8 protein-coding genes are annotated in these 14,106 nt (G+C 73.6%); 4 read left to right on the top strand and 4 right to left on the bottom strand.

Annotated features, from left to right (window positions below):
* Positions 1-136: 136 nt before the first annotated feature.
* Positions 137-1,117, bottom strand: coding sequence for a multicopper oxidase domain-containing protein (locus tag E4U91_RS30465; RefSeq protein WP_137309783.1), 981 nt, complete (start codon positions 1,115-1,117; stop codon positions 137-139).
* Between the two features lie 189 nt (positions 1,118-1,306).
* Between E4U91_RS30465 and E4U91_RS30460 the strand changes: the two genes are divergently transcribed.
* Together E4U91_RS30460 and E4U91_RS30455 are read left to right on the top strand one after the other, a co-directional pair.
* Entirely contained in the window at positions 1,307-3,781 is a 2,475-nt protein-coding gene (locus E4U91_RS30460; protein WP_137309782.1) for a ThuA domain-containing protein, read from the top strand.
* Positions 3,778-5,997 carry an OmpL47-type beta-barrel domain-containing protein gene (locus tag E4U91_RS30455; RefSeq protein WP_137309781.1) on the top strand — a complete coding sequence of 740 codons (2,220 nt, stop codon included), beginning with the start codon at positions 3,778-3,780 and terminating at the stop codon, positions 5,995-5,997. Before E4U91_RS30460 ends, E4U91_RS30455 begins: the two co-directional genes overlap by 4 nt.
* A 17-nt stretch (positions 5,998-6,014) precedes the next feature.
* Here E4U91_RS30455 and ligD read toward each other — a convergent pair whose 3' ends face one another.
* Positions 6,015-7,028 carry a non-homologous end-joining DNA ligase gene (ligD, locus tag E4U91_RS30450; RefSeq protein ID WP_137309780.1) on the bottom strand — a complete coding sequence of 338 codons (1,014 nt, stop codon included), beginning with the start codon at positions 7,026-7,028 and terminating at the stop codon, positions 6,015-6,017.
* Between the two features lie 74 nt (positions 7,029-7,102).
* Here ligD and E4U91_RS30445 point away from each other — a divergent pair, with 74 nt between their 5' ends.
* Positions 7,103-8,167, top strand: coding sequence for an ATP-dependent DNA ligase (locus E4U91_RS30445; protein WP_137309779.1), 1,065 nt, complete (start codon positions 7,103-7,105; stop codon positions 8,165-8,167).
* Positions 8,168-8,189: 22 nt separating this feature from the next.
* Here E4U91_RS30445 and E4U91_RS30440 read toward each other — a convergent pair whose 3' ends face one another.
* Positions 8,190-9,380 (bottom strand): zinc-dependent alcohol dehydrogenase, encoded by a 1,191-nt coding sequence (locus E4U91_RS30440; RefSeq protein WP_137309778.1) that lies wholly within the window; start codon positions 9,378-9,380, stop codon positions 8,190-8,192.
* A 279-nt stretch (positions 9,381-9,659) separates the two neighbouring features.
* Between E4U91_RS30440 and E4U91_RS30435 the strand changes: the two genes are divergently transcribed.
* Positions 9,660-10,682 (top strand): DUF3048 domain-containing protein, encoded by a 1,023-nt coding sequence (locus tag E4U91_RS30435; protein WP_241678744.1) that lies wholly within the window; start codon positions 9,660-9,662, stop codon positions 10,680-10,682.
* A gap of 498 nt (positions 10,683-11,180) precedes the next feature.
* On the opposite strand, the gene E4U91_RS30430 is transcribed toward E4U91_RS30435, so the two are convergent.
* Positions 11,181-13,871, bottom strand: coding sequence for an ATP-binding protein (locus E4U91_RS30430; RefSeq protein WP_137309776.1), 2,691 nt, complete (start codon positions 13,869-13,871; stop codon positions 11,181-11,183).
* Positions 13,872-14,106: the final 235 nt, after the last annotated feature.

Below are 14,106 nucleotides of genomic sequence, written 5' to 3'. Positions count from 1 at the left end.
TCCTCGTCGGCGGCTGCCGCTCAGGATAGCTCCGGAGGGGTGCCGGTTCCGGCCGAGGGCGGGGGCCGGGGCGCCGCGCCGGGGAGCCTCCGCCGACACGGGCGCCGACGCCGGGGCCCGCGGGCCGCCGCCCCCGTCAGCCGTGCCCCCCGTGGTCGTGCGGCTCGTACCCCGGGATCGTCCCGTCCGGCTTCTTCACCAGGAACAGGCCCACCATCCCCATGTCGGAGTGGCTCTGGACGTGGCAGTGGTACATCCAGGCACCGGCGCCCACCCCCTCCCCCGCGACCACCTGGAAGCCGAAGGAGTCGGCGGGGCCGACGATCTTGTTGTCGATCACCCGGCTGGGGTCGTCGGGGCCGGTCAGCAGGCCGGTGCGGTTGTCGGCCCAGCGGTGACCGTGCAGGTGGAAGGTGTGGTAGTACTCGCCGTGGGTGATCATCACGAACTCGACGCGGTCGCCCGTGGTCGCCTCGAAGTCGGGTCCGCCGTGGGCCGGGCGGTTGTTGATGAGCATGTCGTTGAAGACGATGGTGTACGTCCTGTCCGGCAGGACGTCGCCCTTGCGCCGGACGATCACCGGGCCGTAGAGCCCCTTGCGGATGCCGCCGGTGCCGTGCTCGGTGCCCACCACGTGGTCGTGGTAGTGCCAGTAGCCCGCGCTGCCCGCCCGCCAGGTGCCGTCCTCGCGGCGGCCCGGGGCGTGGGTGCGCCAGGTGTACGTGCGGGTGCCGCCCGGCTCGACGTCGCTGCCGGTGTGCCGGGTGCCGTCGTTGGTGATCTCGTAGTCCAGGCCGTGCACGTGCAGGCTCACGGGTACGTCCATCGTGTTCTCGAACGCGACGTGCAGGGTGTCGCCCTCGTTCAACTCGATCAGCGGGCCGGGGACGGTCGCCGCACCCTTCTCCAGGCCGTAGCCCATCTGCCCGTCCGGCAGCTTCTCGGCGTAGAGCCTGAGGTGCTTCACCTGGCCGCCGGCCGGAGCCGTGCGCACGGGCCCGTCGGCCGCGGAGGCGTCGGCGCCGGCCGCCGAGGACACCAGGGGTGCCACGGGTAAGGAGGCCGCGGCGACCGCGCCGCCCGCGAGCAGACGTCGGTTGAAGGTGCGTCGGTCCATGCCGAACTCTCCATCCGTTGGGGGAGGCTGGGGAGGCGTGGGCGGTGTTCGCCCGAGTGAAGGTACCGGCCCAGCCGTCGTTCATCCACACTCAGGACAAAGTCAGCCGGATCGCGTCCGTACCCCTTGGCGGGCGTGGCAAAGGGGTCTAGGTTCCATGGCGCTGCTGCCGAGACCGAGGAGGTGCCCATGCACTTACGAGGGTTGAGCGCGAGAAGACGAACCTGGGCGGTCACCGCGACCGCCGCGGTCGCCGCCGGACTGCTGTCCGCCCCGGCGGCCACTGCGAGGCCGGCGCCCGAACCACCCCTGACAACGATGTCCATCCCGTCGCCGCCCGGCTCCGCGGACGTACGGGTGCTGCTGTTCCACGGGTCCGCGGCGGAGGGCGAGGAGTCGCCGCTGGTGAACGCCGGCATCGAGGCCATCGAGCGGATCGGCCTCACCGGCCCGGCCGACCAGCGCTTCACGGTGGAGGCCACGGGCGACCCCGCCGTCTTCACCCGCGCCGACCGGCTCGGCCGGTTCAACGCCGTGGTCTTCCTGACCGGCGGCGGGGACGTGCTGGACCCGGAGCAGGAGGCCGGTCTGGAGACGTACATGGAGGCCGGCGGGGGCTTCGTCGGCATCCACGACGCGGCGCGCGCGGAACCGTACTCGGACTGGTTCACCGGGCTGATCGGTGCCCGTCCGTCACCCTCGAGCCCCACGGCCGTACAGCGGGCGGTCGTCGAGGTCGGGGACCGGCGGCATCCGGCCACCCAGGACCTGCCCCCGCAGTGGAAGCGGCCCGACCAGTGGCCGAACTGGGTGAAGAACCCGTCCGGGGACGTGCACACGGTCGCCCGGGTACGGGAGTCGACCTACCGGCCGGGGACGGGCGCGAACGGCTGGGACCATCCGATCAGCTGGTGCCGCGACTACGACGGCGGCCGCTCCTTCTACACCGGCATGGGCGGCACGGTGTCCTCGTACGACGAGAGCGACTTCCGCGTGCACCTGCGCGGCGCCCTGCTGTGGACGACGCGGCTGGTGCAGGCGGACTGCAAGGCGACCATCGCCGGCAACTACACGGCGCAGCGGCTCACCCCGCCCAACCAGCCGGGCCGCAACGACCAGATCGGCGAGCCGCACGGCCTGGTCACCGCACCCGACGGACGGGTGCTGTACATCGGCCGCGGCGGTGCCGACGCCTCGCAGCCGGTAGTCACCGACTGGAACGACCCCGCCGTCGGCAGGGGCACGGGGCAGATCCACGTCTACGACCCGCGGACCGGGAAGGTCACCCTGGCCGGGGAGTTGACGGTCTTCGGCAACAAGGGCGGCGGCGACGAGCTGGTCAAGGTGGAGGAGGGGCTGCTCGGCATCGAGCTGGACCCGGGCTTCGAGCGCAACGGCTGGGTGTACCTGCACTACACGCCCCACGCGCGGATCGACCGCGAGACGCGGATGGCCGAGCGGCGCGTCTCCCGCTTCACGCTCGACCTCGCGACGAACCGGCTCGACCCGGGCAGCGAGAAGGTGCTGCTGGCCTGGCCGGTGCAGATCCACAGCTGCTGCCACGCGGGCGGCGGGATGGCCTGGGACTCCCGGGGCAACCTGTACATCGCCACCGGGGACAACAACTCCAGCGGCTTCAGCGACGGTTACTCGGGCAACAACCCGCAGCCGAACTACAAGGGCGTGTCCTTCGCGGACGCGCGCCGCACCGCCGGCAACACCCACAACCTCAACGGCAAGATATTGCGCATCCACCCGGAGCCCGACGGGACGTACACGCTGCCGGAGGGCAACCTCTTCACGGGCCGGGAGACCGCGGAGGGCGGCGGCAAGACGCGCGGCGAGATCTACGTGATGGGCGTGCGCAACCCGGCGCGCATCTTCGTCGACAAGTCGACCGACGTCCTCTACGCGGGCTGGGTCGGCCCGGACGCCTCGGCGCCCTCCCCCGTCTGGGGCCCGGCCAAGTACGACACCTTCGCCGTCATCACCCGGGCGGGCAACCGGGGCTGGCCGTACTGCATGGGCAACAAGCAGCCCTACCGGGACCGCAACCTGCCCGACCCGTCGCGACCGCTCGGCTGGTACGACTGCGACCACCCGAAGAACGAGTCCCCGAACAACGACGGCCTGGTGAACCTGCCGCCGGTGACGGGCAACAACATCTGGTACTCGCCGCAGGGCGGCGGCCCGGACTACCCACGCGACGCCAACGGGGTGCCCACGTACCGGCCGGCGGACGCCACCTACCGGCTGCCGTGGCTCAAGGGCGGCGGCCAGGCCGCGATGAACGGCCCGGTCTACCGCTACGACGCCGCTGCGGGCCCGGCCAAGTGGCCGGCGTACTGGGACGGCAAGTGGTTCGTCGGCGACTTCTACGACGCGGACCAGCCGCGCAACGCCGTCCTCATGGACCCGGCGACCCAGGGCGACGGCGGCCTGCCGGTGCACGCGGAGTCGCTGAAGCGGATCGTGCCGGTCGGCAACGACGGCATCAAGAACCTCATGGACTGGAAGTTCGGCCCCGACGGCTCCCTGTACGTCCTGGACTACGGGCGCGGGTTCTTCACCTCCGACGCCAAGTCGGCGCTGTGGCGAATCACTTATACGGGCGGCGGTCCGACACCGGCCGCCGGCCTACTGGCGAGGGGAGCGGGACAGTGAGGGGTCACCGAAGAGTCCTGACGGCCCTGCTGGCCGGTCTCCTGCTGCTGCTCGGCCTGCCCGCGGCCGCCCAGGCGGGCCCGGAGACCCTCGGCGCGCCGGCGCCGGGGGTTCCCGCCGCGGCCCAGCAGGTCCTCACCTGGACGGCGGGCGACGACATCACCCGGTACGCGTCGGTGCCCGCGACGGCCGTCGCGGGTCCGGCGACGATCGTCTTCGAGAACAGCGCGGCCACCGGCAACACCACGGGCATGCCGCACACGTTGACGTTCGTGACCAGCGACCCCGAGTTCAACGGCGACGTGCAGCTCAACATCCTGGCCAACCCGAACGACGACCGGGGCGGGCGCCACACCGCCGAGGTCACGCTGAGTCCGGGCCGCTACCTCTACCACTGCACGATCCCCGGCCACGGACAGATGCAGGGCGTCCTCGTGGTGACCGAGGGCGGCGGCGAGGACACCACGGCGCCCGAGACGTCGGCGGCGGTGACCGGCTCGCGCAACGCGCAGGGCGCATACGTCGGTTCGGCTTCCGTCGCGCTCACCGCGACCGACGCGGGCGGCTCCGGCGTGGACCGCGTGGAGTACGCGCTCGACGCCGCGGACACCTGGCAGCCGTACACCGCGCCGGTCGTCGTCGACACGGTCGGCTCCCACACGCTGCGCCACCGGGCCTTCGACAAGGCGGGCAACGCCTCCGCGGAGAAGGGCGTGACGTTCACCGTCGTCGCCCCGCCCTCGGACGACACCACGGCGCCGGAGACCTCGGCGACCGTGACGGGCGAGCGGGACGCCGGCGGTGCCTACCTCGACATGGCGACGGTCACCGTGTCCGCCTCGGACACCGGGTCCGGCGTCAACACCGTGGAGTACGCGGTCGACAGCGGCTCCTGGCAGCCGTACACCCAGCCGGTGATGGTCCACCAGGTCGGCGCGCACACCGTGCGGTACCGGGCCACCGACAAGGCGGGCAACGCCTCCGCCGAGAAGAGCGTCGCCTTCACCGTGGTGGCCACGCCGCCGCGGGACACCGTGCCGCCGGTGACGGGCGCGACCGTGGAGGGCACGCGCGACTCCGACGGGGCGTACGTCGGCAGCGCGCGGGTCACGGTGGCCGCGACCGACAGCGGCGGGTCTGGGGTCGACCGGATCGAGTACGCACTCGACGGCGGCCCCTACCTCGCGTACGGCGGACCGCTGGTGGTCGACCGGGCCGGGGCCCACACGGTCGCGTACCGGGCCACCGACAAGGCCGGCAACACCTCCGCGGCACGCACGGTCGGCTTCACCGTGGTGGCCGGCGGCGGGGTCCCCGCGCCGCCCTGCCCCGAGCACGACGAGCGGCTGACGGTCGTGGTCGGCACGGTCGACTCGGGCGTGCGCAACCGGGTCACCGACAACCGGTGCCGGATCGGCGAACTCGTCGAGGACGAGAAGGAGTGGACGTCCCAGGCGCTGTTCCTCAAGCACGTCACGACCGTCCTGGACCGGCTGCTGCGCGAGGGCGCGCTCGACCAGCGCGAGTACGACGCCGTCCAGGACACGGCCCGCAGGTCCGGCATCGGCACGCCGGGCCACACCGAGGGCTACCGCACGATCCTGGACGCCACCCCGGAGTCCTTCGCCCGCTGGGAGCAGGTGGGCGGCGGCTCGTTCGCGCGGAACGCCGACGGCTCGATCACCAGCGGCACCACCGCGCCCGGCCTGGGCATGCTGTGGTACCCGAAGCGCAAGTACGGCGACTTCTCGCTCAAGCTCCAGTGGCGGGACGACGCGCCGGGCACCGGCAACGCCAACTCCGGCGTCTTCGTGCGGTTCCCCTGGGTCCACGACCACCCGGAGGAGCCGCGGCCCGAGTGGGTCGCCATCAAGTACGGGCACGAGGTGCAGGTGTTCGACCAGCCCGACGGTGACGCGTACAAGACCGGTTCCCTCTACGGATTCGACCGCGTGGGCCTGGCCGGCGCGGGCGTGACCCAGAAGGGCACCTGGAACGACTACGAGGTCCGCGTGGTCGGCCAGCACTACTCGGTCCACCGCAACGGCGTGCTGATCAACGAGTTCGACAACCTCGGCGGGCAGGAGTTCAGTCCGCCGCGCTCGGACGACCCGGGCACGGACGGGCGGCGCTTCGCCTCCGGCTACGTCGGGCTCCAGGTGCACAGCACGTCGGACGTGGTGTCGTACCGGGACGTACGGATCAAGGAGCTGTAGACGCGAGCGAGTTGTGCTCAGGAGTCCTTCTTTGCCCGGCTCGGCTGGACCCGCCGGGGCTCGCCCGGCATCTTCGGGTACTCCGGCGGGTACGGCAGGTCGCCCAGGCCGTGGTCGTGCTCGTCGCGGCGGGCCAGGTCGAGCAGGGACTCCAGCGAGTAGCGGTGGTCGTCCATGTCCGCGTGCACGTCGCCGAGTTCGGCGAAGCGCGCGGGCATGGTCGCGAGGTCGAAGTCCTGCGGGTGGGCGACGCCGACCTCCTCCCAGCGCAGCGGCGCGGAGACGGGGGCGTGCGGGCGGGGGCGCACGGAGTAGGCGGAGGCGATCGTGCGGTCGCGGGCCGTCTGGTTGTAGTCGATGAAGATCCGCTCGCCCCGCTCCTCCTTCCACCACTTGATGGTGACCCGCTCCGGCATGCGGCGTTCCATCTCCCGGCCGACGGCGATGGCGGCACGGCGGACCTGGGTGAAGGTCCAGCGCGGTTCGATGGGCACGAAGACGTGCAGGCCCCGGCCGCCGGAGGTCTTGGGAAAGCCGCGCAGCCCGCCGAACTCGTCCAGCACCGCCCGCAGTTCGTGGGCGGCGCGAGCGGCGTCGTCGTAGTCGGTGCCGGGCTGAGGGTCGAGGTCGATGCGCAGTTCGTCGGGGTGGTCGACGTCGTCGCGGCGCACCGGCCAGGGGTGGAAGGTGAGCGTGCCGAACTGGGCGGCCCACACGACCGCGCCCACCTCGGTGGGGCACATCTCGTCGGCGCTGCGCCCGCTGGGGAAGGTGATGTGCGCGGTGGGGATCCAGTCGGGCATGTTCTTCGGCGCCCGCTTCTGGAAGAAGTTCTCCCCGCCCACGCCCTCGGGGTAGCGCTCCAGGGTGGTCGGCCGGTCGCGCAGGGCGCGCAGGATGCCGGGGCCGACGGCGAGGTAGTAGCGGGCGAGGTCCAGCTTGGTGAAACCGCGCTCGGGGAAGAAGACCTTGTCCGGGCTGGACAGCCGTACGGTCCGGCCGCCGACCTCCAGTTCCACCGCGTCACCCATGCGAGCCACGGTAGGCGTACCCCGCATACCTCGCACATCGGGCGCAGACGGACGTACGGGCGCAGAATCGACGCATGGATCTGCCGGTGATGCCCCCTGTCCTGCCGATGCTCGCCAAGGCGGTCGCGTCGATCCCCGCGGACATGCAGTACGAGGCGAAGTGGGACGGCTTCCGCGCGATCGTGTTCCGCGACGGGGACGAGGTCGAGCTCGGCAGCCGCACCGGCAAGACGCTGACCAGGTACTTCCCCGAGCTGGTGACGGCGGTGCGGGAGCGGTTGCCCGAGCGGTGCGTGGTGGACGGGGAGATCGTGATCGCCCGGGAGGGGCACCTGGACTTCGATGCGCTGACCGAGCGGATCCACCCGGCCGACTCGCGGGTGCGGACGCTGGCGGAGCGCACGCCGGCGTCCCTCGTCGTGTTCGACCTCCTCGCCCTCGGGGACGAGTCGCTGATGACCGCCCCGCTGACCGAGCGGCGGGAGCGGCTGGAGCGGGAGCTGTCGGGGGTGACGGCCCCCGTGCACCTGGCGCCCGCGACCACCGACATCGAGGTGGCGCGGCGCTGGTTCGAGGAGTACGAGGGGGCGGGCCTGGACGGGGTGATCGCCAAGCCGCTGACCGTGCGCTACCGGCCGGACGAGCGCGCCATGTTCAAGGTCAAGCACGAGCGCACCGCGGACGTCGTGGTCGCCGGGTACCGGCTGCACAAGAGCGGGCCGGTGGTGGGCTCGCTGCTGCTCGGCCTGTACGACGACCGGGGCACGCTCCAGCACGTGGGCGTGTCCGCCGCCTTCACCATGAAGCGGCGGGCGGAGCTGGTCGAGGAGCTGGAGCCGCTGCGCCTGGACGACGTCTCGGGGCACCCGTGGGCGGCCTGGTCCGAGGAGTCCGCGCACGAGACGGCGCGCCTGCCGGGGGCGCCGAGCCGCTGGTCGGGCCGCAAGGACCTGTCGTGGGTGCCGCTGGCACCGGAACGGGTGGCCGAGGTGGCGTACGACCACATGGAGAACGGGCAGCGGTTCCGGCACACCGCCCGCTTCCGCCGCTGGCGCCCGGACCGGACCCCCGAGAGCTGCACCTACGCGCAGCTGGAGGAGCCGGTCCGGTACGACCTCGCGGAGATCCTGGGCACCTGAGCGCCCCGGGCGGCGCGGGGACTCAGGGCTGCATCAGCACCTTGACCGCGCTGTCCTGCTTGCGCTGGAACATCTCGTAGGCCTGCGGGGCCTCGGACAACGGCACCCGGTGGGTGGCGAAGTCGTCGACGCCGAGCGGGTCCTCGTCGGTGAGGTACGGGATGATGTCGTCGGCCCAGCGGCGGACGTTGGCCTGGCCCATCCGCAGCTGGATCTGCTTGTCGAACATGGTCAGCAGCGGCAGGGGGTCCGCCATGCCGCCGTAGACACCGGAGAGCGAGATGGTGCCGCCGCGGCGCACCAGTTCGATGGCGGTGTACAGGGCGGCGAGCCGGTCGACGCTGAAGCGTTCGGCCATCGGGCCGCTCAGCTTGCGCGGCATGACGGCGGCGGCGTTCTGCACCAGCTTGGCGATCGCGCTGCCGTGGGCCTCGGTGCCGACCGCGTCGATGACGGCGTCCGGGCCGCGGCCGTCGGTCTCGTCGCGGATCGCCTCGACCAGTTCCTTCTCACTGTCGAACGACCTGAGGTCGTACGTCTCCACGCCCCGCGCGCGCATCCTGCTCAGCCGCTCGGGCACCAGATCGACGCCGAACACCCGTCCGGCGCCGCGCAGTTGGGCGATGCGGCAGGCCATGTCGCCGATCGGTCCGAGGCCGAGCACGGCGACGCTGCCGCCCTGGGGGACGTCCGCGTAGGCGACCGCCTGCCAGGCGGTGGGCAGGACGTCGGACAGGTAGACGAACCGGTCGTCGGGCGGGCCCTCGGGCACCTTGATCGGGCCGAACTGGGCCTGCGGGACGCGCAGGTACTCGGCCTGGGCGCCCGGCACCGCGCCGTACAGGCGGGTGTAGCCGAACAGGGGCGCGCCCATGCCCTGGCTCCTGACCTGCGTGGTCTCGCACTGGGTGGGCAGTCCGGTCAGGCACATCCAGCAGGTGCCGCACGCGATCTGGAACGGCACCACCACCCGGTCACCGACCGCCAGGTCCGGCACCCCCGCGCCCACCTCCTCGACGATGCCCATGGGCTCGTGGCCGAGGATGTCGCCGGGGGTCATGAACGGCGTGAGCACCTCGTACAGGTGCAGATCGGATCCGCACAGCCCCGAGGAGGTGATGCGGATGATCGCGTCCGTCGGCTCCTCGATCTTCGGGTCGGGCACCTCCTCCACCCGTACGTCCCGCTTTCCCTGCCAGGTCACTGCCTTCATCGCGCCGTGCTCCCTCCACCGAGTCGGGGTCCGGATCACCGGATGCCGGGTGTCGCCGGGTACCCGCGGGCCCGGCCGCCGAACCGCGGCGGGCGCCGGCCGTGACCGCGCGCGCCGCGTCGGCACGCGGGGGCACGCGTGCGCCACGGATGCACAGCGCGGACGGCCCGGACAGCGCGGACGGCGTGCACGGCCGGTGAGCGATCACGACTGATCCGGTATGGCCAGGAACCGTCGCCCGAGCGCACAATCGACACCACGACCAACGGGGTGACGCCGGTGGACCAGGCACACGGACCGCGCACGCGGCGGGGCACGTTCGGGCCGGCCCTGCTGGCCGCGGCGGTGGCCCTCGGCCTGGCGGCCGGCTGCACCAGTTCCCGGGACGAGCCCGGCGGCGGCCGCTCCCCCGCCTCCAGCAACTCCGCGTCCAGCAGCCCCTCGCCGCGCACGCCCCCGCCCGGCCCGGTCCTGGCCGTGAAGATCGACAACGCGCCCGCCGCCCGGCCCCCGACCGGCCTGGACGCCGCCGACGTCGTCTACGCCGAGCAGGTCGAGGGCGGCCTGAGCCGGCTGATGGCGCTCTACGCGACGAAGCTGCCGCCCGCCGTCGGGCCCGTGCGCAGCGCCCGGGAGTCCGATCTGGAGCTGCTGCGCCAGTTCACCCGGCCGGTGCTGGCGTTCTCGGGCGCGCAGGGCAAGCTGCTGCCGCTGATCGACCGGGCCCCGCTGACCGCGGTGACCCCCGAGGAGTCCTCCGGCGCCTTCTACCGGGACGCGGACCGCGCCGCCCCGCACGACCTGTTCCTGCGGCCGAAGGACCTGGTCCCGTCACCGCCCGGCGCGGCCGCGCTGACCACCGGCTTCCGCTACGGTGCCGCGCCGCCCGGCGGCACCCCCGAGAAGGCCCGGAGCGTGCGCTTCCCGGCGGCGCGGTTCACCTTCACCTGGTCGCCGGACCGGGCCCGCTGGCTGGTGGCCATGGACGGCCGGGCGAGCGTCACCACCGGCGGACAGCGGGTGGCCGCGGCCACGGTGGTGGTGCAGTACGTGACGGTCCGCGGCTCCCGCTTCCACGACTTCCTCGGCAACACCACCCCGTACACCCAGACCGTCGGCTCGGGACGGGCCACGGTGCTGCGCGACGGCCGGGCCTTCGACGCGCGCTGGGAGCGTCCGGCGGCCGCGGACGGCACCCGGTTCACGACGGCGGACGGCGCGGCGATGACGTTCGCGCCGGGGCAGGTGTGGGTGGTGTTCGCGGCGGCGCCGGGCGGGGCGGTCCGGGACGGTTCCCGCTAGGGGGTGTCTCGTCGATCAGGCCGGGCTCGCGGCGTCTGGCACCGCGCCTCGCCGCGTTGTCGTCAGTCGCCGATGCTCCGCATCGACTCCCTCCTCCGCCTTGCGATGCACGGCACCAGACGCCGCTCCCTGATCCGGCCTGACCGACGAGACACCCCCTAGGACCTGGCCCTTCGACCTGTGTGCGGGATGGAGTGGGGATCAGACCTCGACGGAGGCGCATGCGGGCGCAGGCGCGCCGGTCACGTCGTCCGCGGGCTTGCGCAGACCGAAGGCGCTGATCAGGGCCGCGCCGAGTGCGGCGATCAGCGGTACGAACAGGGCCGCCTTGTGACCGTCGAGGAGTCACCCTGGACGACACGATCCAGGCGCTGGTGACCTGGACCGCGCAACACCAGGGGGATCGTGAAGGCCCGCGCCGCGTACGACCGGCGCGCGGAGGCCGAACAGGTTTCCTGAGGCGGGGCGGCCCGGCGCGGGAAGGCGTGACCGCGCCGGTCACCGGTGTTCCAGCGCCCCCAGTCCCGCCAGTGCTCGCTCCGCCTGGGCCGCGACGGCGTCGGCGCCGCACGAACGGGCCAGGGTCAGGCCCCGGTTGAGCTCCGCCGGCGACCGGGACAGGACGCCGTACTCGACGCGGGCCGCCGCGTGTTCGTACTGGCAGGGCGACGCCTCCAGGTAGGCCACCGCCTGGGCGGCCAGCCCGACCGCGCGCCGCCCGGTCTCCAGCGCGGCGGCACAGCGCAGCGCCTCGCCGATCGCGGTGTCGGTGCCGAACCGCTCGGCCTGCCGGCGGGCGTCGGCGGCGAGCCGCCCGGCGCGCTCGGGGTCCTCGACGGCGAGGGCCCGGGCCAGGTCGACGGCCCAGGGCACCACCACCGGGTTGAGGTGGCCGCGGGCGGCGGCCGCCTTCTCCGCCTCCTGCAGTTCGTCGATCCCCTCCTGGACGCGGCCGACGGCGAGCAGCAGCCGGCCGCGCACCGAGCGCGGGTCGGGCAGCACGATCGTGGACGGGTACGGCGGGGCGAAGCCCGACTGCTCGGCGACCTGCCAGGCCTCGTCGACGTGGCCGCGCGCGATCAGCGTGTCGACCAGGTTGCAGGTCGCCGACCAGTACAACGGCAGTCCGCGGCCGACGTGTTCGGCCAGTCGCAGCGCCTCGCGCAGGGACTTCTCGGCCGCCCGCAGCCGGCCGCGCCTGCGGTGTCCGAGGCCCACGTAGGCGTGGGCCAGGGCGAGGTGGCCGCCGCCCCAGCCGGCCGAGTCGTAGGCGCGCAGCGCGTCGGTGAACAGGGCCTCGGCGCGGTCCAGCCGGTCGGCGTAGGCGTAGGAGCTGGCCAGCATCATCGGCAGCTCCAGGCCCCACTCCTTGTCGGTCCAGTCGAGGCCGGGCGCCAGGCGGCCGTTGACGAGGGCCCGGTCGCACAGTTCGACGACCTCCTCGGCGCTCTCGCCGTGGGGCATGGCGTCGAAGCCGCGCAGGATCAGCAGCGCCCGCTCGGCGTTGTCACGGCCGGTGCAGGTGGCGGCCAGTTCGGCGAGCCGCTCGGAGCGGCCGGGGCCGCTGTTCTCACCGGCGTACAGGCCCTCCCACATGAACTGCACGGCCTGCAGCCGCATCCGCGCCGGTCCGGGCCCCAGGCGGGCGGCCTCCGCCTCGACGGTGCGGACGGCCTCCGCCAACTGGTCGTTGTGCAGCAGCGCCTGGGACAGGCGGTGCACGGCGTCGACCCGTTCGGGTCCGTCCAGGCCGGGCATGGACAGCGCGGCCCTGAGGTGGGCGATGGTCCGGGAGGGCGCGGTGAGCAGGGTGGCGCAGCCGAGTTCGAAGAGCACGCGGGCGTGGACGTCGGGCGGGGGCGGCTCGGCGAGGGCGCGTTCCAGGCAGCGCAGGGCCGCGTCGGGGGCGCCGACGGCGAGGTGTTCGGCGGCGGCCTCGCGCAGTTGGGCGACGAGTTCCTCGTCGCCGTCGGGGTGGACCTGGAGCAGGTGCCGGGACGCGGCGGCCAGGCCCTTGCCCGCGTCGGTGACGACCTGCGCGGCGATGCCGTGCATCGCGCGACACAGCGCGTCGGGCACGGAGTTGTAGACGGCGCTGGCGATCAGCGGGTGCACGAACACGAGGTCGCCGTCGTCGACCGGGCCGGCCGCGAGGTCGGGGGTGGTGAGGATGCGGGCGCCCTGCAGGAGTCGGGCGCAGCGGTGGGCGTCGTCGAGGCCCATGCCGGCCAGCAGGGCCACCTGCTCGACGGTGATCCCGGCGCCGAGGATGGCGGCCGCCCAGGCGAACCGGGTCGCGTCCACGCCGAGCCCCTCCAGGCGGGCGACGAGTCCGCCGCCGCGGGCCGACTTGTTGAGCGGGCGCAGTTCGGGCGCGGACGCCTCGGTCGGCTCCAGCTCGCTGTCCTGCACCTTGGCGAGGAGTTCGACGGTGTCGTACGGGTTGCCGCCGGTGACCGCCCAGACCTCGCGGCAGAACGGGGCGTCGGCGTGCTCGCCGACCGTGGCGCGGGTGAGCCCGGCGACCGCGTCGGGGGTGAGCGCGCTCAGGGCGGCCACGGACCGGCCGGCGACGGCCGAGACCGCATCGATGTGCCGGGCGCGCTCGCCCGCGGCCTCGCCGTTGCGGCAGGCGAGGACGACCAGGACGGACAGGTCGTCCAGGCGCTGCGCGAAGGCGGACAGCCAGCGCAGGGTCTCCAGGTCGGCCCAGTGCGCGTCGTCGATGAGCAGCACCAGCGGCCACTCGCGCCGGGCCAGCCGTCGTACGGCGGCGACCAGGCCGTCGGTGACGCCCTGCGGGTCGGGCGCCTGCTCGCCGGGGTCCGCTATGCCGAGGGCGGGACCGGCGATGTCGTACCAGTCGCCCAGGTACTCGCGGGCCTCCTCGGGGAGCATCGACAGCAGTGCGGGCTGGAGCAGTTGCCGGACGACGTTGAAGGGGACGGACTTCAGGGTCTCGCCGCCGCGCGCGGACCACACGGTGCAGTGGTGGGCCTCGGCGACGCGGTGGGTCTCGGCCAGCAAGGCGGTCTTGCCGAGGCCCGCGTCGCCGCGGAACACCAGCAGGCGGCCCGAGGACGACCGGTCGGTGCGCAGCTCCCGGACCGCCTGTGCGATGGCCGCGACCTCCGTGTCGCGCTCCCACAGGGAACCCGGGGCGGCCCCCGCGGGCCGTACCTCCGTCATCCCGCTACCTCCCCGCATCGCCCGAACGACGTACAGAACCCGAGGGTAGCCGCCCGGGGGTCCGGGCGGAGCACGGTCCGGCGAGGAGGTGCCTCGACGGGTGACATCGGCGCGGGCCGGCGGGGCCGGGGCCTGCGCGGGACCGCCGGCGTCGTCAACGCGGCGCGCGTGGCGCGGAATTGACGACCGGTCCGCCGTCCGGCACACCGGCGGCCGGAGCGCCGCCGCCGTCCGC

It is taken from the genome of Streptomyces lasalocidi, assembly GCF_005280215.1.
Taxonomy (GTDB): domain Bacteria; phylum Actinomycetota; class Actinomycetes; order Streptomycetales; family Streptomycetaceae; genus Streptomyces; species Streptomyces longwoodensis.
The sequence above is the reverse complement of the archived record's forward strand: the minus strand, read 5'-3'. Positions and strand labels throughout refer to the sequence as shown.

Coding starts and splice junctions, on each gene's coding strand:
- E4U91_RS30445 (WP_137309779.1), top strand. CDS start 7,103: ATGGATCTGCCGGTGATGCCCCCTGTCCTGCCGATGCTCGCCAAGGCG.
- E4U91_RS30465 (WP_137309783.1), bottom strand. CDS start 1,117: ATGGACCGACGCACCTTCAACCGACGTCTGCTCGCGGGCGGCGCGGTC.
- ligD (WP_137309780.1), bottom strand. CDS start 7,028: ATGGGTGACGCGGTGGAACTGGAGGTCGGCGGCCGGACCGTACGGCTG.
- E4U91_RS30440 (WP_137309778.1), bottom strand. CDS start 9,380: ATGAAGGCAGTGACCTGGCAGGGAAAGCGGGACGTACGGGTGGAGGAG.
- E4U91_RS30460 (WP_137309782.1), top strand. CDS start 1,307: ATGCACTTACGAGGGTTGAGCGCGAGAAGACGAACCTGGGCGGTCACC.
- E4U91_RS30430 (WP_137309776.1), bottom strand. CDS start 13,871: ATGACGGAGGTACGGCCCGCGGGGGCCGCCCCGGGTTCCCTGTGGGAG.